The 22,221-nt window shown below is 66.9% G+C and carries 22 protein-coding genes and 1 tRNA gene; 13 read left to right on the top strand and 10 right to left on the bottom strand.

The window, feature by feature from the left end:
- Positions 1-37: 37 nt before the first annotated feature.
- A complete protein-coding gene (gene secE / locus AB0280_RS09235) occupies positions 38-322 on the bottom strand; it encodes a preprotein translocase subunit SecE (protein WP_159631350.1) in 285 nt (94 codons plus the stop codon).
- 82 nt (positions 323-404) lie between these two features.
- A tRNA-Trp gene (locus AB0280_RS09240) sits at positions 405-477 on the bottom strand.
- 278 nt (positions 478-755) lie between these two features.
- Between AB0280_RS09240 and AB0280_RS09245 the strand changes: the two genes are divergently transcribed.
- The gene (locus AB0280_RS09245) at positions 756-1,973 is read left to right on the top strand and encodes a pyridoxal phosphate-dependent aminotransferase (protein WP_224026671.1); all 1,218 of its coding nucleotides are present in this window, start codon (positions 756-758) and stop codon (positions 1,971-1,973) included.
- Positions 1,974-2,095: 122 nt separating this feature from the next.
- On the opposite strand, the gene AB0280_RS09250 is transcribed toward AB0280_RS09245, so the two are convergent.
- Both AB0280_RS09250 and AB0280_RS09255 read right to left on the bottom strand, forming a co-directional pair.
- On the bottom strand, positions 2,096-2,785 hold the full coding sequence (locus AB0280_RS09250; RefSeq protein ID WP_366366984.1) for a response regulator transcription factor: 690 nt from the start codon (positions 2,783-2,785) through the stop codon (positions 2,096-2,098).
- A complete protein-coding gene (locus AB0280_RS09255) occupies positions 2,782-4,119 on the bottom strand; it encodes an ATP-binding protein (protein WP_224026673.1) in 1,338 nt (445 codons plus the stop codon). The genes AB0280_RS09250 and AB0280_RS09255 overlap by 4 nt, the downstream gene beginning before the upstream one ends.
- 125 nt (positions 4,120-4,244) lie before the next feature.
- Here AB0280_RS09255 and AB0280_RS09260 point away from each other — a divergent pair, with 125 nt between their 5' ends.
- The 5 genes from AB0280_RS09260 (at position 4,245) to AB0280_RS09280 (ending at position 8,319) form a co-directional block, all read left to right on the top strand.
- On the top strand, positions 4,245-5,837 hold the full coding sequence (locus AB0280_RS09260) for a PspC domain-containing protein (protein WP_366366986.1): 1,593 nt from the start codon (positions 4,245-4,247) through the stop codon (positions 5,835-5,837).
- Position 5,838: 1 nt separating this feature from the next.
- Positions 5,839-6,096 (top strand): hypothetical protein, encoded by a 258-nt coding sequence (locus AB0280_RS09265; protein ID WP_224026675.1) that lies wholly within the window; start codon positions 5,839-5,841, stop codon positions 6,094-6,096.
- Between the two features lie 3 nt (positions 6,097-6,099).
- Positions 6,100-6,357 carry a PspC domain-containing protein gene (locus tag AB0280_RS09270; protein ID WP_159631346.1) on the top strand — a complete coding sequence of 86 codons (258 nt, stop codon included), beginning with the start codon at positions 6,100-6,102 and terminating at the stop codon, positions 6,355-6,357.
- A gap of 192 nt (positions 6,358-6,549) precedes the next feature.
- On the top strand, positions 6,550-7,575 hold the full coding sequence (locus AB0280_RS09275) for an ATP-dependent 6-phosphofructokinase (RefSeq protein ID WP_159631345.1): 1,026 nt from the start codon (positions 6,550-6,552) through the stop codon (positions 7,573-7,575).
- 27 nt (positions 7,576-7,602) lie between these two features.
- On the top strand, positions 7,603-8,319 hold the full coding sequence (locus AB0280_RS09280) for a GNAT family N-acetyltransferase (RefSeq protein WP_159631344.1): 717 nt from the start codon (positions 7,603-7,605) through the stop codon (positions 8,317-8,319).
- Here AB0280_RS09280 and AB0280_RS09285 read toward each other — a convergent pair.
- From AB0280_RS09285 to AB0280_RS09310, 6 genes are all read right to left on the bottom strand, one after another.
- Positions 8,281-9,804: a DHA2 family efflux MFS transporter permease subunit gene (locus tag AB0280_RS09285; RefSeq protein WP_224026676.1), complete on the bottom strand. Its 1,524-nt coding sequence runs from the start codon at positions 9,802-9,804 to the stop codon at positions 8,281-8,283. The two genes, AB0280_RS09280 and AB0280_RS09285, sit on opposite strands and share 39 nt — an antisense overlap.
- A 51-nt stretch (positions 9,805-9,855) precedes the next feature.
- Positions 9,856-10,281, bottom strand: a complete 426-nt coding sequence (locus AB0280_RS09290) for an ankyrin repeat domain-containing protein (RefSeq protein ID WP_366366989.1) — start codon at positions 10,279-10,281, stop codon at positions 9,856-9,858.
- On the bottom strand, positions 10,281-11,363 hold the full coding sequence (locus tag AB0280_RS09295; protein ID WP_366366991.1) for a YgfZ/GcvT domain-containing protein: 1,083 nt from the start codon (positions 11,361-11,363) through the stop codon (positions 10,281-10,283). The genes AB0280_RS09290 and AB0280_RS09295 overlap by 1 nt, the downstream gene beginning before the upstream one ends.
- Positions 11,364-11,385: 22 nt before the next feature.
- Positions 11,386-12,123: a flavodoxin family protein gene (locus AB0280_RS09300; protein WP_275179655.1), complete on the bottom strand. Its 738-nt coding sequence runs from the start codon at positions 12,121-12,123 to the stop codon at positions 11,386-11,388.
- 61 nt (positions 12,124-12,184) lie between these two features.
- Positions 12,185-12,793 (bottom strand): FABP family protein, encoded by a 609-nt coding sequence (locus AB0280_RS09305; protein WP_159631340.1) that lies wholly within the window; start codon positions 12,791-12,793, stop codon positions 12,185-12,187.
- Positions 12,794-12,966: 173 nt separating this feature from the next.
- Complete coding sequence (locus AB0280_RS09310; RefSeq protein ID WP_224027194.1) at positions 12,967-13,734, bottom strand: permease; 768 nt, start codon at positions 13,732-13,734, stop codon at positions 12,967-12,969.
- Between the two features lie 340 nt (positions 13,735-14,074).
- Between AB0280_RS09310 and AB0280_RS09315 the strand changes: the two genes are divergently transcribed.
- The 7 genes from AB0280_RS09315 to AB0280_RS09345 all read left to right on the top strand — a co-directional run bounded on the left by AB0280_RS09315 (position 14,075) and on the right by AB0280_RS09345 (position 22,219).
- A complete protein-coding gene (locus AB0280_RS09315; protein WP_159631339.1) occupies positions 14,075-14,773 on the top strand; it encodes a winged helix-turn-helix transcriptional regulator in 699 nt (232 codons plus the stop codon).
- A gap of 33 nt (positions 14,774-14,806) precedes the next feature.
- Positions 14,807-15,775, top strand: coding sequence for a mycothiol synthase (mshD, locus tag AB0280_RS09320; RefSeq protein ID WP_366366993.1), 969 nt, complete (start codon positions 14,807-14,809; stop codon positions 15,773-15,775).
- 129 nt (positions 15,776-15,904) lie between these two features.
- Positions 15,905-18,154 (top strand): RNA degradosome polyphosphate kinase, encoded by a 2,250-nt coding sequence (locus AB0280_RS09325; protein ID WP_159631337.1) that lies wholly within the window; start codon positions 15,905-15,907, stop codon positions 18,152-18,154.
- 11 nt (positions 18,155-18,165) lie between these two features.
- Complete coding sequence (locus tag AB0280_RS09330) at positions 18,166-19,134, top strand: NUDIX hydrolase (RefSeq protein WP_159631336.1); 969 nt, start codon at positions 18,166-18,168, stop codon at positions 19,132-19,134.
- 91 nt (positions 19,135-19,225) lie between these two features.
- Entirely contained in the window at positions 19,226-20,857 is a 1,632-nt protein-coding gene (locus AB0280_RS09335; protein WP_366366995.1) for a hypothetical protein, read from the top strand.
- A complete protein-coding gene (locus AB0280_RS09340; RefSeq protein WP_366366997.1) occupies positions 20,835-21,638 on the top strand; it encodes a thymidylate synthase in 804 nt (267 codons plus the stop codon). Before AB0280_RS09335 ends, AB0280_RS09340 begins: the two co-directional genes overlap by 23 nt.
- Positions 21,635-22,219, top strand: a complete 585-nt coding sequence (locus tag AB0280_RS09345; protein WP_366366999.1) for a dihydrofolate reductase — start codon at positions 21,635-21,637, stop codon at positions 22,217-22,219. Before AB0280_RS09340 ends, AB0280_RS09345 begins: the two co-directional genes overlap by 4 nt.
- Positions 22,220-22,221: the final 2 nt, after the last annotated feature.

The raw sequence follows: 22,221 nt of genomic DNA on the forward strand, positions 1-22,221 counted from the left end.
ACCCGGGCGAATCACGCGGCCTGCGGACCGTGCAGCCTTAGCTGTCCTTGGAGCCGGTGCCGCCGAAGATCCAGCTGACAGCGGTTCCAAAACCAATGTCCAGCAGGCTGACGATGACCATCATGATGGTCACGAACACCAGCACCACGAGCGTGTAGTTGATCAGTTCCTTGCGGGTGGGGGCAACAACCTTCTTCAGTTCGCCGATGATCTGGCGGACAAAGAGTGCAATGCGGGCGAAGAAGTTTGCCTTGGCTTCCTTCTTAGCTGGGCGGCCCTTGGAGCTGCTGGCAGCTGTTTCGGTCACCTGGTCCTCGCTCATCTTTGCAATGGTGGATTACCCGGCCCTGATCAGAACCATGGTTGCTGCGCCTGCTCCGGGCTTTCGCCCGGAGCAGCTTGCGCAGGGCAGACAGGACTCGAACCTGCAACCTGCGGTTTTGGAGACCGCTGCGCTACCAATTGCGCCACTACCCTATGGAGTGAATTCCACTTCTTTGATGGCCCAACACCAGTTTGGACTGGGGCGCACGCCATCATCTGTGTTTCAACACCGGTGAACCAGTCTACGCAAGAACTTCGCGTAGGTAAAACCAGCCCGTTCCGGCCCATCCGCAGTCCGGCCTGAAACGTGCTGCGCGGGGCAGTCATAAATCAAAACCGTCACCCCGGAGGGTCCGGTGAACAGCATAGAGTAGAACTCGTCGAATCCCACATTCCAGCCTCCGGGCTGCAAGCGAAGAACGGACCTGCCAATGTCTTCCGCCCGCGTTTCCCAACGCATTTCCGCTATTGCCGAATCCGCAACCCTGGCCGTTGACGCCAAGGCCAAGGCGCTGAAGGCAGCTGGCCGGCCGGTTATTGGTTTCGGTGCGGGCGAACCCGATTTCCCCACCCCGGACTACATCGTCCAGGCGGCCATCGAGGCTGCCGGCCAGCCCAGGTTCCACCGCTACTCCCCTGCCGGCGGCCTTCCCGAGCTGAAGAAGGCAATTGCGGAGAAGACGCTGCGCGACTCCGGCTACACCGTGGATCCCTCACAGGTGCTGGTCACCAACGGCGGCAAGCAGGCCGTCTACAACACCTTCGCCACCCTGGTGGATCCGGGCGACGAGGTCATTGTGCCTGCCCCGTTCTGGACCACCTACCCGGAGGCCATCCGGCTGGCAGGCGGCGTGCCCGTGGAGGTCTTCGCCGGGCCAGAACAGGACTACCTGGTGACTGTTGAACAGCTCGAAGCGGCCGTGACGGACCGGACCAAGATCCTGCTGTTCGTATCGCCGTCGAACCCCACGGGTGCTGTGTACTCCCCCGAGCAGGTGGCGGAGATCGGCAAGTGGGCCGCGGCCAAGGGCCTGTGGGTGGTCACGGACGAAATTTATGAGCACCTGACCTACGACGGCGTCCCGTTTACGTCCATCGCCACCGCTGCCCCGGAACTGGGCGACAAGGTGGTCATCCTCAACGGCGTTGCCAAGACGTACGCCATGACCGGCTGGCGGGTGGGCTGGATGATCGGCCCGGCAGACGTCATCAAGGCGGCCACCAACCTCCAGTCGCATGCCACGTCCAACGTGTCCAACATCATGCAGATCGCCGCCCTCGCCGCCGTGTCCGGCCCGCTGACCGCCGTCGATGAGATGAAGGTGGCGTTCGACCGCCGCCGCAAGGCCATCGTCGCGGGGCTGAATGCGATTGACGGCGTGGAATGCCCGACGCCGAAGGGCGCCTTTTACGTATACGCCGACGTCCGTGCGCTGCTGGGTAAGGAATTCCCCACCGCGTCCGGCACCGCCACGCCGCAGACCTCCGCGGAGCTGGCCTCGCTGATCCTCGACGAGGTTGAGGTGGCAGTGGTTCCGGGCGAGGCGTTCGGCCCCTCCGGCTTCCTGCGCCTCTCCTACGCCCTGGGCGACGACGACCTCGCCACGGGCGTCCAGCGGCTGCAGGACTTCCTGGGCAAGGCCCAGTAACGCCCCATCACCTTTCGCAGGAAAAACCAGAACGCCCCATCACTTGGTGATGGGGCGTTCTGGTTTAAGGCCCGAAAGGTGATGGGGCGTTGGAGATATAGGGGCGGGAGGTGATGGGGCGTTTAGAGGAGGCGGCGCTCCGCGGCCCACTTGGTGAGTTCGTGGCGGCTGGAGAGCTGGAGCTTCCGCAGCACCGCCGAGACATGGGTCTCCACGGTCTTGATGCTGATGAAGAGTTCCTTGGCCACTTCCTTGTAGCTGTAGCCCCGGGCGATGAGCCGCATGACCTCAAGCTCACGGGCTGAGAGCTTGTCGAGTTCGTCGTCGGCAATGTCCGCGGGGGCAGTGCCGAAGGCGTCCAGGACAAAACCGGCAAGCCGGGGCGAGAAGACCGCATCGCCGCCGGCAACCCGGAACACGGCGTCGGTGATCTCGGCGCCGGAGATGGTCTTGGTGACATAGCCGCGGGCGCCGGCACGGATTACTGCGACCACATCCTCCGCGGCGTCGGACACACTCAGGGCCAGGAACCGGGTGCTGGACAGGAGCGCGGCGGAGCCGGCGATGACTTCCCGGCCGCCGCCGCCCAGTCCGCCGGGGAGGTGGACATCCAGGAGGACGACGTCGGGCCGCTGCTGGGCAATCACGGCGATGGCCTGCTCCACGGTGGCAGCCTCCCCCACCACCTTGATGCTGGGGTCGAGGTCCGCTTTCAGGCCGGACCGGAAAATGGCGTGGTCGTCCACGATGACCACCCGGGCCGAGTTGGCCGGCCGGGCACTTCCGGCACCTGTTCCCTGGGTTGTGTTCATGATTTTCCTTCCGCGTGTTCTGCTGCGGCAGGCAGCCGGAGGCGGACCTCGGTGCCGTCGCCGGTGCTGAGGATGGCAGCCGAGCCGCCGTGCCGTTTCATCCGGCCGATGATTGATTCCCGGATACCGAGCCGGTCCGCGGGCACGTCCCCCAGCTCAAAGCCCGGTCCCCTGTCCTTGATGAAGATCTCGGCCTGCCCGTCAGACGCTTCAAGGTAGACCGAGACCGTCCCGCCACCGTGCCGTGAGGCGTTGAGCATGGCCTCCCGGCTGGCCTGGACCAGGGCCTCGTGCGCCTCGGTCATGACGGCGTCACCAACGGTGACCACTTCCACGGCATTGCCGAGCAGGTCCTCGACCTCGCCGGCAACAGCCTTGATCCGGTCCGAGAGCTGGCCGCTTTCGCGGCCTGGATCCTGGAACAGCCAGCCCCGCAACTCGCGTTCCTGGGCGCGGGCCAGGCGGACGACGTCGTGCTCGTTGCCCGCCCGCCGCTGGATCAAGGCGAGGGTCTGCAGCACCGAATCATGGAGGTGGGCGGCAATCTCGGCACGTTCCGTTTCCCGGATCCGGCCCGCGCGCTCCGCTTCCAGGTCACGCCAGAACTTCAGGGCCCAGGGCAGCAGGACCAGCACCACGCCGCCCAGGACGGCCACCGAAGCGAGCAAGGCGAGCCAGGTCTGTTCCCAGGAACCCGAGCCGGACACCATCACCAGAACCCCGGCCACCACCAGCGCCAGACCGGCGGCGAGCCGGCCCCAGCCGCCGGCCTGGTCCGCCTTGGTCTTGTCCACCAGGCCTGCACGCCGGGTCTCGTCCAGCTGCATCCACGCGATCGAGGCACCGCCCAGGACCGCGGCAGCCGGGATCAGCGTTCCCAGGGACACGTCCACACCCAGCAGCTGGGCGATCATGATGCCGGCGACGAGCAGCAGTCCGCAGCCCAGCAGGATTTCCTTGCCGTACCGCATTCCGCGCGCCCGGAACCACGGGGGAACCGGAGCCCCGCCCTGGTCCTCCGGGACGGGACCTGGGGCACCCGCCGGGGATCCGGCGTCGGCAGCGGCCCCCTGGGCGGGCTGGCTCACCGCCGGGGCAATGGGCGACGCCGGGCGGCGGGCGTTGCGGCGGGCGGCCTCGTCCGCAGTGGGCACCATGATCCAGAGCCAGGCATAGAAGACCAGCCCCGCCCCTCCAGCGAAGGACGCCAGGACCATGCCCAGGCGGACGTTCTTCACCGGCCAGCCCAGGTGCGCGGCAAGGCCGGAGCACACCCCCGCGATCACACGGTCGCTGCTCCGTGCCAAGGGCGGCCGCGCCGGAAGGGTTGTCATGGGTCAATCCAAACACGGATCAGGGTTGCCCGGACCGCATTCGGCCGCTTCCCGGGGACAGCTCAGGGACGGTTCAGGGTTTCCCCCAGTAGAGCGCCAACCGGCCTGGACGGGAGGATCGAGGTATGAACCCGCACACTCCCTCCCCCGACGACGAACACCCTGCCGAACCCCTCCGCGACGGGCAGCCCGGCACGAACAGCGAGCGGCCCACCGAGCCCCTGCCGTCCTCCGCCTCCACGCCTCCGGAGCCCGCCCCGGTCCCGCCTGCGGACGACTCCCAGCGCTACGCGTTCCAGGGCAGCTCCGCCCCGGCGCCGTCCACCGACTTCTTCGGCTGGATCCGCAGCAACGGCATCTACCGGGGCAACGACCGCTGGGTCGGCGGCGTCTGCAGCGGTATCGCCCACCGGCTCGGCGTTGATCCGATCATCATCCGCGGCGTCTTTATCGTCCTGACCCTCCTGGCAGGCATTGGCGTACTGCTGTACGGCCTGGCCTGGGCCTTCCTTCCGGAACCGGACGGCAGGATCCACGTCCAGGAAGCAGGGGCCGGCCGCTGGTCCAGCGGCATGACAGGTTCCCTGATCGCTACGGTCCTGGGCCTCACCGGCCTGGGGGGAGGCTTCTGGGGCTGGAGCCATAACGGCCTGAGCGGCCTGCTCTGGACCCTCTTCTGGGTGGGTGGCGCCATCTACCTGATCTACTACCTCTCCCAACGCAACAAGGCCCACCCCACCATGGCCGGGCACGGCACGGCGGCCCCCGGCGGGACCTACCCGATGGGCAGCACGGCGCACACATCAACGTTCACCGCAGGAACGGCTCCGGGGCCTGCCCCGGCCGCAGCACCCACCTACGGCAGCGGCACCACCGGTTCAGCGCCCACCGGCTCCTACGGCCACGGCAGCTACAGTCCCGCCGGGAGCGTCCCGGCCGCTGGCGGCATTGGCGGCGCCGGAGTTGGCGGCGCCGGAGTTGGGGCCGGCGGCGTTGGCGGCGCCGGCACCTCCCCGGGCGGCCCCGGCAGCGGCATACCCGGTGAAGCCGGATACCCCACCCCGTGGGTCCCGCCGCGGCCGCCAAAGCCCCGCCCATCCGGTCCCGGCGCCCCCGCAGTCGCCATCGCCACGGGATCTGCCCTGCTGGTGGGCGGCGGACTCAAGGCCCTGGACGCCGCGAACATCATCAACCTGGGCGGCTCCGGCAACGCCGTCGTGTGGGCCAGCGCGGCGGCCGTCCTCGGCCTGGGCATCCTGGTGGCTGGCTTCCGCGGCCGGACGTCCGGCATCCTGAGCCTCTTCGCGGTGATCGCGCTGGTTACCGGCGGCATCTACAACACCCTGGACGACGGCCGGATGCGGTTCCAGCAAGTTGACTGGAACCCGGCCAGCATCGAGGAAGCGCGCAGCGGCATCGACATCACCGCCGGCCGGGGAACCGTGGACCTCACGAGACTCTCCCCAACCTCCCCCCTGACGTCCGACGTCGTGGTTCCCCTGGACATCACCGCCAGCAACGTGACTGTGGTGATCCCGCAGAACCTGCCCGTTGACATCAAGGCGGACATGACCATGGGCAACCTGAACGAAGGAAGCGGCCAGCGCGGCGGCACCACCACCCGCGAAAGCAGCTACAACACGGACCGGCCAGGCAACCACCTGGTGGTGCAGATCGACGGCACCTTCAGCAACGTCACGATCCAGGAAGGCAACTGACATGGACAACAGCAACATTCCGACGACGGCGGGCCAGGAGACTGCCGGACCGGCACCGGCCAGGGTGGGAACGGTGGTGTGGGGGCTGATCGTCCTGGCACTGGCCGCGCTGATCATCGTGGCCCAGCTTGGCATCGTGACGCTCAACGGCACCTACGTCCTGATCGGCCTCATGATCGGCGCGGGCGTGGCCCTGGTGGTGGGTGGCCTGCTCTCAGCCCGGAAACGTGACAACGAACCAACTACAGGGAAGTCTTGAACCATGGATAAGTTCTTCAGCATTGTCAGGGGCTTCGGCCTGAAGCGCGGCCCCGAGCGGTGGCTTGGCGGGGTTTGTGGCGGCATCGCTGCCAAACTCAACGTGGACGTGGCGTACGTCCGCATCGCGTTCCTGCTCTTCGCCCTGCTTCCGGGCCCGGCATTCGTCTTCTACGTCCTGGCGTGGATCACCCTTCCGGACCAGCGCAACGAGATTCCGCTCCAGGCGTTCCTGGACCGCCGGTCGCTGAACCGGCCCTGACCGCCCAGGACCACGGCCCCGGCCCCGTGAATGATCACGGGGCCGGGGCCTTTTCCGTGTCCCCCGCGTGCGGGGCCGAGCCGGCCCCCATGTAACCGGTTTGTGTCGTACCCCACACACCCCACTACACTTCTAGGTGAGCTCAGCGTGGCGCTCTGCCTGTAAACCTTCTCCCCAGGATTTGAGCCGAACATGAAAATTGGAATCCTCACCAGCGGTGGCGACTGCCCCGGATTGAACGCAGTGATCCGAGGTGCAGTGCTCAAAGGCATTGCGGTCCACGGCCAGGAGTTCGTCGGATTCCGTGATGGCTGGCGGGGCGTGGTGGAAGGGGACATCATCGATATCCCCCGCACCATGGTCCGCGGCATCGCCAAACAGGGTGGCACCATTTTGGGCACCTCCCGCACCAACCCGTTCGAAAACGGCGGCGGCCCGGAGGCCATCAAGGCCCACATGGACCGGCTGGGCATCGACGCCATCATCGCCATCGGCGGTGAGGGAACCCTGGCCGCGGCCAAGCGGCTGACCGACGCCGGGCTCAAGATCGTAGGCGTCCCCAAGACCGTGGACAACGACCTCGACGCCACCGACTACACCTTCGGTTTCGATACCGCCGTCCAGATCGCCACCGAGGCCATCGACCGGCTCCGCACCACGGGTGAGTCCCACCACCGCTGCATGATCGCGGAAGTAATGGGCCGGCACGTGGGCTGGATCGCCCTGCACGCCGGCATGGCCGCCGGCGCCCACGCCATCCTGATCCCGGAGCAGAAGGTCAGCATCGAGCAGATCACCGAATGGGTCAATGAAGCCCACGCCCGCGGCCGCGCCCCGCTTGTGGTGGTGGCTGAAGGGTTCGTTCCGGAGCACATGGAGAGCCCGCACTCCGAGCGCGGCCTGGACACCTTCGGCCGTCCCCGCCTGGGCGGCATCGCAGACCAGCTCGCCCCCGAACTCGAAGCCCGGACCGGCATCGAAACCCGCGCCACCATCCTGGGGCACATCCAGCGCGGCGGCGTCCCCTCGGCCTTCGACCGGGTCCTGGCCACCCGGCTGGGCATGGCCGCCATCGACTCCGTGGTCGAAGGCTACTGGGGCACCATGGTGGCACTGAAGGGCACCGACATCCAGCATGTCGCCTTCGAGGAAGCCCTGGGCCAGCTCAAGACCGTCCCGCAAAACCGCTACGACGAAGCCGCGGTCCTGTTCGGCTAAGCCTGCAGGCCCCCCTAGGCTGGGACCATGACACTCGATCCCGGCTCAGCGGCCATCATCCAGTTGGCATGGGCACGCCGGCTGGGCCTTGACGACGACGCGTTCGGTGACGCCCTGGCATCGGGGGAACGGATTGTCCGGGCCGACGAATCGGCCCGGACTGTCGACTTTGTGCGGCTGTTCGGAAGTTCCGCCCTGGTGGGACCACGGAGCGTCATCGACGCCGCGGCGGACATTCCCGATGAGGAAATGGCCCAGCACGTCACCCTCCTGAAACTGACCAGGGAGCAGGGCGGCCACGGACTCGGTGCCGCAGCCCTGTTCTTCGCCGACGACCTGCCCCTCCAGCAGCCCTCCGAGGAACTGACCGTCTCGCACGGTAATCCGGAAGCGATCGAGCTGGAGGGAAGGTGCCCGCCGGACGACGTCAACGAGGTGGGTCTTTCCGACCTCGAGAACCGGTACACCATCGTCCATGAAATCGATGGCAGGCGCGTGCCCCTTGCCTGCGGCGCTTATGGCGAGTGGGAAGGCCTGCTGGCCAACATGGGGGTCCTGGTGGATCCTGAGTGGCGGCGGCATGGTCTTGGGGCCCTGGCCGGATCCATCGCCGCCCACGAGGCCCTTGCCGCAGGGCTGACGCTGCAGTGGCGTGCAGACGTCAGCAACACCGGCTGCCTTGCCCTCGCCCGGAAACTGGGCCTCTCAGCCGGCGGAATCCAGACCAGCGTCCACCTTCGCTGACGCAGGGCTCCCCGCGGCGCCCCAGTCCTGGGCCGGCTTCGGCTTGGCAAAGAACAGGGCAACGGCTGCGGCAACCAGCACCACTGCGGCGGGGAGGAGGATCGACTGGGCCATTGCCGTCGAAAACCCTGCGTGCAGGAACCCGGGAAGCGTACCGCCGCCCATGCCCATGCCCTCACCGGATGGGGCGCCGGGGCCGCGGGACGGGAGTTCGGCCGCCAGCCGGGACTGGATGAGGACGGCGATCGCAGCGCTGCCCAGCACGGCCCCGAACTGCCGGGTGGTGTTGTACACCCCGGAGCCTGCGCCGGCCTGGCGCGGCGGCAGGTTCCGGGTTGCGGTTGTGCTCAACGGTGCCCAGATGCCGGCGTTGGCAAAGCCCAGGACTGCGCTGGGAAGCAGGAACAGCAGGATGGGCGTGTCCGGCTGCATGAGCAGGCCATTCCAGACCAGGGCGACAGCCATCAGCGTCAGGCCGCCGGCGGCCAGATATTTCGGGTTGACCCGGTCCACGATCTTGCCCACCACCGGCGCCATACCGCCTGAGATCAGCGCCATGGGCACCATCAGGAGTGCCGACTGGGTGGGCGTCAGACCGCGGACCAGCTGGTAGTAGAAGATCAGCGGCAGGCTGAAGGACGTGACGGTGAACCCCACCATCGTGATTCCAAGGTTGGCGAGGGAGAAGTTCCGGTCCCGGAACAGACCCAGCGGCAGGAGCGGCTCGCCTTTATTGAACCGCTGCCACGCCACGAACGCGGCCAGGACAACAAGGCCGGCAATAATGAGTCCCCAGACGCTGATGGGTCCGGTGATGGTGCCCCAGTTGTACGTCTCGCCTTCCTGGATGCCGAAGACCAGCAGGAAGAGCCCGACGGCGCTCAGCAGGACGCCGGGGATGTCGAACCGGTGCGGGTGCGTGCTCAGCGCCGGGACGTTGCGCATTGCCAGGATGAAGCCCACGACGCCGATGGGCACGTTGATGAAGAAGATCCACTCCCAGCCCAGGCCGTCCACCAGGACACCGCCCAGGATGGGCCCCACCAGGGTGGCCATGCCGGCCGTGGCACCCCAGATGGCCATGGCGGAACCGCGGCGGTCCGGCGGAAAGATGCGGGTGATGACCGCCATGGTCTGAGGCGTCATGACCGCTGCGCCTAGCCCCTGCACCACGCGGGCGGCGATAAGGGTTTCCACGTTTTGGGCCAGGCCGCACCAGAGGGAGGCCAGGGTGAACACCACCAGGCCGAGCAGGTACAGCTTCCGGGGGCCGAACCTGTCACCCAGCCGGCCCGTGATGAGCAGGGGAACGGCGTAGGCCAGCAGGTAGGCACTGGTCACCCAGATCACCGAGTTAATGTCGGCGTTCAGGCCCTCCATGATCCGGGGATTGGCCACCGAGACGATGGTGCTGTCGATCAGGATCATGAAGAACCCGATCACCAGGGACCACAGCGCCGGCCACGGCTTTTCTACGTTTTCCACTCTGTCATCCTTCTGGAGTTTTGTTTGGTGCCGGGCGGAAACCCGGAAAAGTCAGCCCAGCATGTCCAGGATCTCCGAGCGGGCAAACATCTGCGCCGCTGCCCGTGCCGACGGCGCACCGGCGTCCGGATCCGCTCCGGCGCCCAGCAGAACCCGGGCCACGTCCGTGTAGCCCTTGAACGCCGCTCCTGCGAGCGGGGTTTGGCCCCTGTCGTTGGCGGTGTTGGCTTCCGCACCGTGCTGCAGGAGCAGCTCAACGGTGCCGGCGTGCCCGTGGTAGGCCGCGAGCATCAGAAGGGAATCGCCGGCGGAGTTCGTCATGGTGGCGGGCACCCCGGCGTCCAGGTAGGCACCCAGCAGCTCGTCGCTGCCGTCACGGGCAGCTTGGAAGAGCGTGTGCGCCAAAGCCAGCGCGTCGTCGTCGTGCCCCTCCGTTGCCTCCGCCCCGGCGTGGACGGGCGCGGTGTTCTCGGTCATCAGCGTGGCCCCCTCAGGAATCCGGTCTGGCGCCCCACGACCTGGCCGGCGTCGGGGGCGACGATGAGTTCCTGGACGGCCGGATACGGCTCGTCGCCGTCCAGGACCGTCAGTATTTCATCCGAGGCCACGGAACGCTTGATGACTGCCAGGGCGACGGGACCCATTTCGTAGTGCTGCGCCACCGAGGTCACGGTACCCACTTTCCGCTCCCCGGCCATGACGGGACTCCCGGCAGCGGGCAGGGTGTGCTGCGAACCGTCCAGCTGAAGGAACACCAGCCGGCGTGGCGGGTGGCCGAGGTTGTGGACGCGGGCGATCGTTTCCTGCCCCTTGTAGCAGCCCTTGGCCAGGTGCACGGCGGTGCGCAGCAGGTCCAATTCGTGCGGGATGGTCTTGTCGTCCGTCTCGGCCCCGATCCTGGGGCGCCACGCTGCGACCCGGAGGGCCTCGGCGGCGAGCACGCCGGCCAACGCCCGCCCGGCGACGGCGTCCTCAAGCCCGGCGGCGGGGATGAGGTACTCGAACCAAGGACGCTCAAGCCCGGGATGGTTCTCCTCTGAGACGGTGGCGTAGGAGTATCCGCCGGCGGAGACGTGCGGCCACGGATCCTGCCAGGCGAGGTGGCCGGACCATTCGGGCACGGCACGTGTGCTGCCCACAACGGCCCAGTCCGCCGAAACGTCGGCGATCTCCACCCGCAGCATGAACTTCATGCGGTTGAAATACTCGGCAAGCGGGGCGGCTTCGGCTGCCTCCACGATCAGCCAGGTGCTCTCCCCGTCGTCGACCACCCTGGCGTCGAAGTCGATGCGGCCCTGGACGCTGAGGAGCAGCAGTTCGCTGGACTCGCCGGGTTTCAGGGCTGCCACCTGCTGTGAGGACAGGGTGTTAAGCCAGCTGAGCCGGTCCGGCCCGGTGACGGTGACCACGCCGCGGTGGGAAAGGTCGACGACGGCGGTTCCGGCAGCAAGGGCGCGCTGCTCGCGCAGCGGCTCGCCGTAGTGGGCGGCGACCCCGGCGTCAGGGCCGGCGGCCTCGACGGCCCCGGGGCGCGACAACAAAGGGCTGGGCGTAGTCATATGAAGTAGAAGTCCTTGGAGGTCAGCGGTATTCCGGGTTTTCGAAATCGAATCTTGTACCGGCAGCCCATTCGCCCGGCAGGTTTCCGTACGCGGGATAGCCCTCGGCGTCCTTCAGGATCCTGGCCAGGTGCAGGAGGTTCCACGTCATGAATGTGGTGTTCCGGTTGGTGAAGTCCGTCTCCGGGCCCCCCGAGCCTTCATCCAGGTAGCTGGGCCCGGGGCCCACTGGGCCGATCCAACCGGCATCGGCCTGCGGGGGGATGCTGAAGCCGATGTGCTGAAGGCTGTACAGGACGTTCATGGCGCAGTGCTTGATGCCGTCTTCGTTTCCGGTGATCAGGCAGCCGCCGACTTTCGGGTAGAACACCCATTGGCCCTTGCTGTTGAGCTCCCCGGAGTGGGCGTAGAGGCGTTCGATCAGCTTCTTGGTCTGGGAGGAGTTGTCCCCCAGCCAGATGGGTCCGGCAACCACAACAATGTCGGCTTCCTGGACCGCGGGGTAAAGCTCGGGCCATTCGTCGGTGGCCCAGCCGTACTGGGTCATGTCCGGGTAGACGCCGGTGGCGATGTCGTGGTCCACCGTGCGGATCACCGTGGTGCTGACGCCCTGCTTTTCCATGATGCGGCGGCTGATGCGGATCAGCCCATCGGTGTTGGAGGTCTGGGGCGACTTCTTGAGCGTGCCGTTGAAGAAGACAGCCTTGAGGTCGCCGTAACCGGCCGGCGCTCCTGCTGCTTTCCTGGTGCCTTCTTCCACGGTGCCGCTCCCTTTTTCGCGGGTCAGGAGACCCTCTTTTTGGTCAGGAAACCCTCGTTGGTCAGGAAACCTTGTGCAGGAACGCGGAAGCGTGTGCCTCCAGGCCCTTCCCTGCCTCGCCGCCCGCGGCAACGTCCCACCGCCACAACAGGTTGCCGTCCACCAGCCCGAAAATGCGGGTGGCCGCGCTGTAGTCCTTCGAGTGGCTGCCGCGCATCACCATGTCGGTGGTCAGCTGGATCTGGGGACCCTTGATCTGGCCGTAGTACAGCTCCGAGATACCGCCGGGATGCGAGATGGACACGGAGATGTCGAAGCCGCCGTCCTTGTTGCGCAGTGCCTCAACCTCGTCGGCACTCTTCAGCACCGGCACGATGTCGGCGGGCACCAGGCCGGGACCGCCGTCGGCATCAAGCTGCTTGCGCTCCAGCGCCCAGAAACCCGTCTCGACGGTGAGCGGCCGCAGGCGCGTGCCTTCGTCGTCGGTCAACCAGCTTTCGGCACGGTACTGCAGGTACGGCAGGCCGTTGTGGGTGAAGGAAACGTGCTGCAGGAAGTGTTCGGAATCCTCGTCGCCGCTGCCCAGCCGGCCCCGGCCCTCCCACTCACCGATGAGCCAGGAAAGGGGGACGAGTTCGGGGGTCAGGTCTGTAGGAATCTCAATGGGCATTGGTCTTACCTCCAGATACGGCCGGTCCTTGAAAAGGGGTGGCTACTTCTGGCCCTTGAAGAGGCGGTAGACCACGAAGCCGGCGAACCAGGCCATGGACAGGCTCGCAATGCCGAGCAGGACAAGGAAGAAGATTTCAAAAGCAAGTACGGACATGGTGCCATCCTAACCCGTTAGTAGATGAGTAGTTTGTCTATGAAGTACGCGAGGGATCCGACGGCCGAAACCGGGGCAAGGCCCATGCCCAGCGCGGCCGGGATGTTCAGCGGGGCGCCGCGGAGCGTTGCCAGCCGCCGGAAGCTGGCCAGGACCGCACCGACCACCACGCCGAAGACGGCGGCCGGCAGGACGGCGATGTCCGACAGGACCAGCCCGGCAAGCGGTCCGGCCAGTCCGGCAAGCACCACTCCCAGCGGGGCGACGATGCTGTCCGGCCAGCGGATAAGCCCTGCCAGCAGGGCCACTGCGGCGCTGATCGCCGCCACCAGCAGCATTTCCCGGACACCGTTGAACCGGGAGCCGGCAATCCAGCCTGCGCCGAGGCAGGACAAGAGGACACCTGCGCAGCATCCAAGGGTGGACTCCAGCCGCTGCGCCTGCCCGGTGCCGCGGATCAACTGCACCACGAAAACGGCCATCATTCCCAGGGCAACGAAGGCGGGTGTCCAGTCCAGGTACCCGGGGGCGGGCGCCAGGCCCGCCGCTACTGCGGCGCCTGCGCCCGGCAGGGCGATGACGGCGGCGAGGGTCTTTTTGGCGGGAATGCGCAGGAAGTGCGGCCAGCCGATGCCCACGGCCGCGGCGATCAGGATACCCACCACCACGAGCGCTTCCGGCGAGGCGTAGACCCCGGCGATGATCGCAATAAGGCCGGCTATCCCAACGACGCCAACGGTCCAGGAGCCAAGCGAACGGACGGGCGCCTGCAGTTCCGCCGTCATGCGGGGCCCGGCCTGTGCTTCGTCGGTGCACTCACTGCGCTGTTTTCCCATCCTGGCGATCGGCCGGAAGGCTGGTCAGCCCCCTCACGGCAGGGCGGGTCCGCCCTGGTCCAATCCTGCCTTATGTGAACTGGATATGTCGCAAAACGTGCTGGTCCACGTCGCGGATCTGTGGTCTGGAAGGGGCTGACGGGTATACTCAAGGTTCAGCTACGCTCCCTGCTGAGGTGGCTGGCCGGCGGCATGCTGACGGACCAAAACCTCCTGCAGGAAGCCAGTACCGGCCGGTGAGAATCCGGTTCAGTCGCCCAACGATGCGCGGACGGCCCTTGGAGGAACAATGTCGCACATCCTGTTACTGACCAACAGCACCGGTTCTTCGGTGGACATCCTGCCTGCCCTCGAGCTGCTGAACCACAGGGTCCATATCCTCCCCGCCGAGCCGACGGCCCTCCTCGAAACAGACCCCTGCGACATTGTCCTGCTGGACGCCCGCAAGGACCTGGTGGGCGCCCGCTCCCTCACCCAGCTCCTGAAAGCCACTGGCCTAAGCGCCCCGCTCGTGCTGATCCTCACTGAGGGCGGCATGGCTGCGGTGTCCTCCGCGTGGGCCGTTGACGACATCGTCCTCGATTCCGCCGGCCCCGCCGAGGTGGAGGCCCGCATCCGGCTGTCCGTTGCCCGGGCCGTACCCGAGCAGGAAGACACCCCGAGCGAAATCCGTGCCGCGGGCGTCGTCATCGATGAGGCAAGCTACACGGCCCGGGTCAACGGGGCGCCCCTGAACCTGACCTTCAAGGAGTTCGAACTCCTGAAGTACCTGGCGCAGCACCCCGGCCGCGTCTTCACCCGGCAACAACTACTTACCGAGGTCTGGGGTTACGACTACTACGGCGGCACGCGCACCGTGGATGTCCACGTCCGGCGGCTGCGGGCCAAGCTCGGCGCGGACCACGAGAACCTGATCAGCACCGTCAGGAACGTGGGCTACCGCCTCACCCTGGTCCGGCAGCAGGAAGATGAACTCACCGAGGCCTGAGCCTGGACCGCCGCCGGCGTATAGCCTTGGCTCATGACTCCAGCGCATCCGCAGAAGTGGCCCGTCCATGTCGTCCGGGGCGGAGCTGACCAGCAACTGCTGAAAGACTGCCGCGACCTTTTGGCCGCGGCTGAGGAATCGGACGGCAACCCCTCCATTTCCGAGCAAACCCTGGTGACCATGCGCGCCGGGGATTCGGCGGAGCACACGCTGCTGACGCTGGCCCTCTACGCCCCGGACGAGGATTCCGACCCGGTGACCGGCCAGGATCTGGCGGGCTTCGCCGTCGTGGTTGAAGAGCAGGACGGAACCGGCATCCTGGAAATCGCCGTCCATCCCTCGTACCGGAACCAGGGTGTGGCGGACCGACTGGTGGGCGCGCTGAAGGAGGTCCGGGGCTTTGAGGGGCTGAAGGCGTGGTCCCACGGCAACCACGAGGCCGCGGCCGACCTTGCCGCCCGCTACGGGTACGCGCCGGTGCGCGAGTTGTGGAAGATGCGGATGACGACGGCGGGCGCGGACCTGCCCGACGCCGGCCTTCCGGACGGGGTGGCCATCCGTCCCTTCGTCCCCGGCAAGGATGAGGAGGCGTGGCTGGCCGCCAACCGGGCGGCGTTCGCCCACCACCCCGAGCAGGGTGGCCTCACCAGGGCCGACCTCGACGCGCGCATGGCCGAGGACTGGTTCGACCCGTCCGGCTTCCTCCTGGCGGAAGACCGGGACGGGCGCCTGCTGGGGTACCACTGGACCAAGGTCCACCCCCGCCACGGTGAGCACCCTGCGATCGGCGAGGTTTACGTGGTGGGCGTGACGCCGGAGGCGCAGGGCATGGGCCTGGGCAAGGCTTTGACCATTGCCGGCATCAAACACCTCCGCGACGCAGGACTAAACGGCGTGATGCTTTACGTGGATGCTGACAACGCCCCGGCCGTTGCCCTGTACCGCCGGCTCGGCTTCACCCGCTGGGACATGGACGTCATGTACGGCCCGGCCGGCGGGTAGGCAGGCCGCGAACCAATCCCCGGCGCCGCGTAAAACAAAGGCCGTGGGACCGGTGATTGCTTGTAAGGTTGAAATGGAGCCGCGCGGGGCGGAAGCGCCGGCACTGGAGCGCCAGCTAAAGGAGAAGCCATGAACCCGGAACCGTCCGGAACAGCCACGTCCCAGGATGTTGCGGTGCCTGTCCGGGCCCGCTTCGGCTCCTCCGAGGTACCGGCATCACGGGCCACCCAGGACCGGATCGACATCCCTGAGTTCGCACCGAACCTGCAGCCGGAAGGCGACATCCGCCCTGACCGGTTCCTGGACCGCGAGCTGAGCTGGCTTGCCTTCAATTCCCGCGTGCTGGAACTGGCGGAAGACCCCACCCTCCACCTGCTGGAACGGGTGAGCTTCCTGTCCATCTTCGCCTCCAACCTGGACGAGTTCTTCATGGTCCGCGTGGCAGGCCTCAAGCGCCGCATCGCCACCGGACTCGCCGTCCCCTCCCCTGCCGGCCTGAGCCCGGTTGAGGTGCTGGAGCGGATCAGCGAGGAAGCCCACCGGCTCCAGCAGCGGCATTCGCAGGTCTTCGCGGAGCAGATCCGCCCCGCCCTGGCCTACGAGCACATCCACGTCATGCAGTGGGGGGAACTGGACGACGCCGCCCAGCAGCAGCTCAGCGTCATGTTCGCGGAAAAGGTCTTCCCCATCCTCACGCCCCTTGCCGTGGATCCGGCGCACCCGTTCCCCTATATCTCGGGCCTTTCACTGAACCTTGCCGTGGTGGTCCGGAACCCGGTCAGCGACAAGGAGCTCTTCGCCCGCGTCAAGGTCCCCGACCAGCTGCCGCGGCTGATCTCCATCGACGGCCCGCGCGCCGGTGCCGTGCCGGGCCGAGTGGCACGGTTCATCGCGCTTGAAGAAGTCATCGCCGTGCACCTGGACAAGCTGTTCCCCGGCATGGAGGTCCTGGAGCACCACACCTTCCGCGTGACGCGCAACGAGGACGTGGAGGTGGAGGAGGACGATGCCGAAAACCTCCTGCAGGCACTGGAGAAGGAACTCCTCCGCCGCCGGTTCGGCCCGCCCGTCCGGCTGGAAGTCACCAACGACATCAACCCCAATATCCGGGCACTGCTGATCCGTGAACTGGGGGTCGAAGAGTCCGAGGTGTACTCGGTGCCCGCACCGCTGGACATGCGGGGCCTGTCCGTCATTGCCGGGATCGACCGTGCGGACCTGCACTACCCCAAGCATGTCCCGCACACGTCGCGGTACCTGAACGAGTCCGAGACATCCAAGGCTGCCAACGTGTTCGCCGCCATGCGGCGCCGGGACATCCTGCTGCACCACCCGTACGATTCGTTCTCCACGTCAGTCCAGGCGTTCCTGGAACAGGCCGCGGCGGACCCGAAGGTCCAGGCCATCAAGCAGACCCTGTACCGCACCTCAGGCGACTCCCCCATCGTGGACGCCCTGATCGACGCTGCCGAGGCCGGCAAGCAGGTCCTGGCCCTGGTGGAGATCAAGGCCAGGTTCGATGAGCAGGCCAACATCTCCTGGGCCCGCAAACTGGAACAGGCCGGCGTGCACGTGGTGTACGGCATCGTGGGCCTGAAAACCCACTGCAAGCTTTCGCTGGTGGTCCGGCAGGAGGTGGACGGCCTTCGCCGCTACTGCCACATCGGCACCGGCAACTACCATCCGCGCACTGCACGGTACTACGAGGACCTGGGCCTGCTGACTGCCAACGACCAGGTGGGCGAGGACCTTTCCAAGCTGTTCAACCAGCTTTCCGGCTACGCGCCCAAGTCAACCTTCAAGCGCCTGCTGGTGGCACCCCGCTCCGTGCGCTCCGGGCTCATCGACCGGATTGAGACGGAGATCCGCAATGCCCGGGCAGGTGTGCCGGGCCATGTGCAGATCAAGGTGAACTCCATGGTGGACGAGGCCATCATCGACTCCCTGTACCGTGCATCCCAGGCGGGTGTGAAGGTGGACGTGGTGGTCCGCGGCATCTGCTCCCTGCGCCCCGGCGTTCCCGGCCTGAGCGACAACATCACGGTGCGTTCCATCCTGGGCCGGTTCCTTGAACACTCGCGGGTGTTCGCCTTTGCCAACGGCGGGGACCCCGTGGTGTACATCGGCTCCGCGGACATGATGCACCGGAACCTGGACCGACGGGTGGAGGCGCTGGTGCAGCTCAGCAGCCCGGACGACATCACCTACGTCCTTGACCTCCTACGCCGCTACATGGACCCGGAAACCTCCAGCTGGCACCTCGACAACGAGGGCCGCTGGATCCGGCACCACCTCTCCGAGGACGGGAAGCCGCTTGAAGACGTCCAGTCCTGGCTGCTGGCGTCCCGGCCGCGGCAACGCAGCCTGAGCCGGCGATAAGGGCCGCCGCGTTGTCGAGCGATGCACTCGTAGCTGACCAGACTGACCACCCGGGGGAACCCATAGCTGTAACTGCTGCCGGCGCCATTCCGTGGCGCGCCGGCAGGGACGGCCTGGAGGTCCTGCTGATCCACCGGCCCCGCTATGACGACTGGTCATGGCCCAAGGGAAAGATCGACGCCGGCGAGACAATCCCCGAATGCGCCGTCCGTGAGGTGTGGGAGGAGATCGGCCTCAAGGCGCCCCTGGGGATACCGCTGCCGCCCATCCACTACCACGTGGCGTCGGGCCTCAAGGTGGTCCACTACTGGGCGGTCAGGGTCAACGGTGACAGCCTGGTTCCGGACGGAAAGGAAGTGGACAGCGTCATGTGGTGCGCCCCCGAAAAGGCCGCCCGCCTGCTGTCCAACCCGTCCGACGTCGGCCCGCTTGAATACCTGCGCGACGCGCACGAACGCGGTGAGCTGGACACCTGGCCCTTACTGGTGCTCCGCCATGCCAAGGCAAAGCCGCGCTCGTCCTGGAGCAAGGCCGAGGGCGAACGCCCGCTGGCGGCCACCGGATCCCGGCAGGCCCAGGCCGTGGGCCGGCTCCTGGAGGTATGGAAGCCCATGCGGGTGGTGACCAGCCCCTGGCTGCGCTGCGTCGCAACCGTGGCCCCGTATGCCCGGGCCACGGGCGCGAAAGTGAAGCTCGCGGAGGGCTTGACCGAGCACAAGCACCAGCGCAGTCCGAAGAAAACCGCCGCCGTCATCGAGTCCCTGGTCGATAAGCAACGGGCCGTGGTGGTCTGTACCCACCGGCCTGCCCTGCCCACAGTGCTCAAGCAGCTTGCCACCCACATGCCATCACACCTGGCGAAGCTGCTGCCCGCCCATGAGCCGTTCCTGTCACCGGGCGAGGTGGTGGTCTGCCATGTGGCCAACAGCGGTAAGAAACGGGTCGTAGCGGTGGAGCAGTTCAAGCCCTTTGACGACTAAGGAAAACCGCGCCGCTTGACCCGGGGCTGGGTATCCCCCTTGACTTGGGTGAACGATGCACAGTTCTGGGGGGGATAACGTGCCGGCTGCCATGACCACTGTTCTTTCTGATGCTCCACCCGTTGCCGTCCTCTGGCCGTTCCTGCTCGCCGGCGGAGCGTACCTCCTGCTCCGATCCCTGATCCGTGGTGCCCGGGGCCCGGACTTCACCGCAGCAGCATCCCGGCACGCGTTCTGCATCGGAGTGATCGGCTGGCTGGGAAGTTCGCTGCTGCCGGCTGCCAACGCCGGCATCCTGCCTTTACCTGGATCATCGTCGGTTCCCGTGGACATTGCCCCGGCCCTCGCGTGGCCGGTTCTCAGCTGCCTGGCCGCACACGTGCTGGGGCAACTCAGCTACCCCAAGGCCCGCGTCCAGCCGGGGAAGCTGACCGAAAAGGTGTCCCGCGTCCGCGATCTCCTTCCCCGTCCCCTCGCCTGGACGGTCACGGTGATCTTCGGCCTCTCCGCTGCCCAGGTCGTGTGGACGTCCACTCTGCCCGGTTTCGCCCCACACCCTTACTGGTCACGTCCGGATGGTGGGGGCGGCTACGCCACCTTTGGCGGAGAAGGCCGGATCCCTGGCGTGCAGCTGGCGATGTACCTGGGCGGCGCGTTGTTCGTCCTGGTTCTGGGAACCCTCGCCGTACTGCTGCTGATCAGCCGCCGCAGGCCGGTGGACGGACTTGCCTTCGGACTCGACGCCCTGCTGCGGACCATCACCATGAACCGTCTCCTTCGTACGGTTGCGACCGTTGCGTCCGGGTTGGCGGCCATCGCGGGAAACCACGCAGCCCGGACGGATCCGGCCACCGGACCCGCGAACTGGTTCAACCCGGCCGGGGCACTGAATCTGGGCGTCTCGCTGCTGATGTTGTTCTGGTCTCCACCCAGGCTGACGGGCGCACAGCCAAGGCGCGGGCGCGCCGCCAACCGGGAAGAACCGGTCATGCGGTTGTCGGTGTCGATCGGCGCCGTGATGGGACTTGCGGCGTTTGTTCCTGTACCCGCGGCAATCTTGGTCCCGGGCGCGGTTACCGGGCATCCCGCGCTATTGGTGGCCGTATCCGCCGCTGCTGCCCTGGCCGTTGTTTCACTCGGCGAACTGCTGGTGCACCGGAATTACGGGACCACGGACGAGCCTCGGCACTGGCCCCGCCAACCGGTTTCACCCGTCCTGGCCTGCACGCTGGTTGCGGCTGCAACTGTTCTCATGGCTGCCGTCTTCCTTGTTGCGTGGCGGCAGGTTGAGCTGGGAGTGGAGCAGTCATGGCCGGTGACTGCTTGGACCAGTGCCGGGGTTTTGCCCGTCTCGGGCTTTCCCCTGCTGCTTGCCCGCCGGCGCAGCAGCGTTCCAGGCACTGTCCCGGGACTCGACGCCGCCCTCCGCGCCATCACCGTGCACCGGGTGGTCCGGACCCTGGCCGCGTGCTTAGCGGTTCAAGCCGGTGTTTTGCTGATAGGCGCCGGCCCGAAGCTGCACAGCGCATCGCCGCTGGGCCCGGAGCCCTGGGACTTCGCCTGGCAGGCCGCGCCCGGCGTCGGGGCTGTCCTGGCAGCGGCGGGCGTGGTGGTCGCCGTGATCCCTGTCGGCGGAACAGACCAGCGCGGTACCTCCGGACCTCCGCCGGCCCAAGATCTTCAGCCAGTAGACTTGAGGCGTGAGCATCCCAACGCCTTATGAAGACCTCCTGCGCGATGTCCTGGCCACCGGCACCCATAAATCGGACCGCACGGGCACCGGAACCACCAGCGTTTTCGGGCGGCAGATCCGCTTTGACCTCTCCAAAAGCTTTCCGCTGATCACCACCAAGCGGGTCCACTTCAAGTCAGTGGCAGTTGAACTCCTGTGGTTCCTGCGCGGCGAGACCAACATCAAGTGGATGACGGACCAGGGCGTCACTATCTGGAACGAGTGGGCAGATGCCGACGGCGACCTGGGGCCGGTCTACGGCGTACAGTGGCGCAGCTGGCCCACCCCGGACGGCGGCCACATCGACCAGATCGCCGAACTCATCGAGAACCTGAAGTCGAACCCGGACTCGCGTCGGCACATCGTGTCCGCGTGGAACGTCTCCGAACTCAACGACATGGCGCTCCCGCCGTGCCACGCGTTCTTCCAGTTCTACGTGGCCAACGGCAAGCTCTCCTGCCAGCTCTACCAGCGCTCCGCTGACATGTTCCTGGGCGTTCCCTTCAACATCGCCTCGTACGCGCTGCTCACCTGCATGGTCGCGCAGCAGGTTGGCCTGGAGCCCGGCGAATTCGTGTGGACCGGCGGGGATGTGCACATCTACGAGAACCACATGGACCAGGTCCTCAAGCAGCTGGAACGCGAGCCGTACGAGTACCCGCAGCTGAAGATCACCCGCAAGCCGGCCTCGATCTTCGACTACACGCTCGAGGACTTTGAAGTGCTCGGCTACCAGCACCACCCGACCATCAAGGCGCCGATTGCCGTATGAGCACCGAAAACTTCACTGATCCCCAGTCCTTCACGGAGGAACTGGCCGCATCGATCACGGGCGTCGGGCTGGTCTGGGCCCAGACATCCGATGGCGTCATCGGCAAGGACGGGGACATGCCCTGGAACCTGCCCGAGGACCTCAAGCACTTCACCCGGCTCACCACCGGCCACCCGGTCATCATGGGCCGCAAGACCTGGCTGTCTTTCCCGGACAAGTACCGTCCACTGCCCGGACGCACCAACATCGTCATCACCCGGCAGAAAAGCTGGGCCAACACGCCCGAGGCGGAGGGCGCCGTCGTGGTTCCCTCCCTGGATGACGCGCTCCTTGAGTCGCAGTTTGTCGACGGGGGCGAGACCGTCTGGATCCTGGGCGGCGGGGACGTCTTCCGCCAGTCTACGGACCTCGCCAACGTTGCGGTGGTCACCACCATCGATGTGAAGGCCGACGGCGACACTTTCGCCCCGGAGCTCGGCACCAGTTGGGAGGCCACCGCCTCCGTCCCGCCGGACGGGTGGCTGACGGCCGCCAACGGCACGCGCTACCGCTTCACCAAATGGTCACGGACGGAGGGCTAGGA

It is taken from the genome of Pseudarthrobacter sp. 902506025 (assembly GCF_040702325.1).
Lineage (GTDB): Bacteria > Actinomycetota > Actinomycetes > Actinomycetales > Micrococcaceae > Arthrobacter.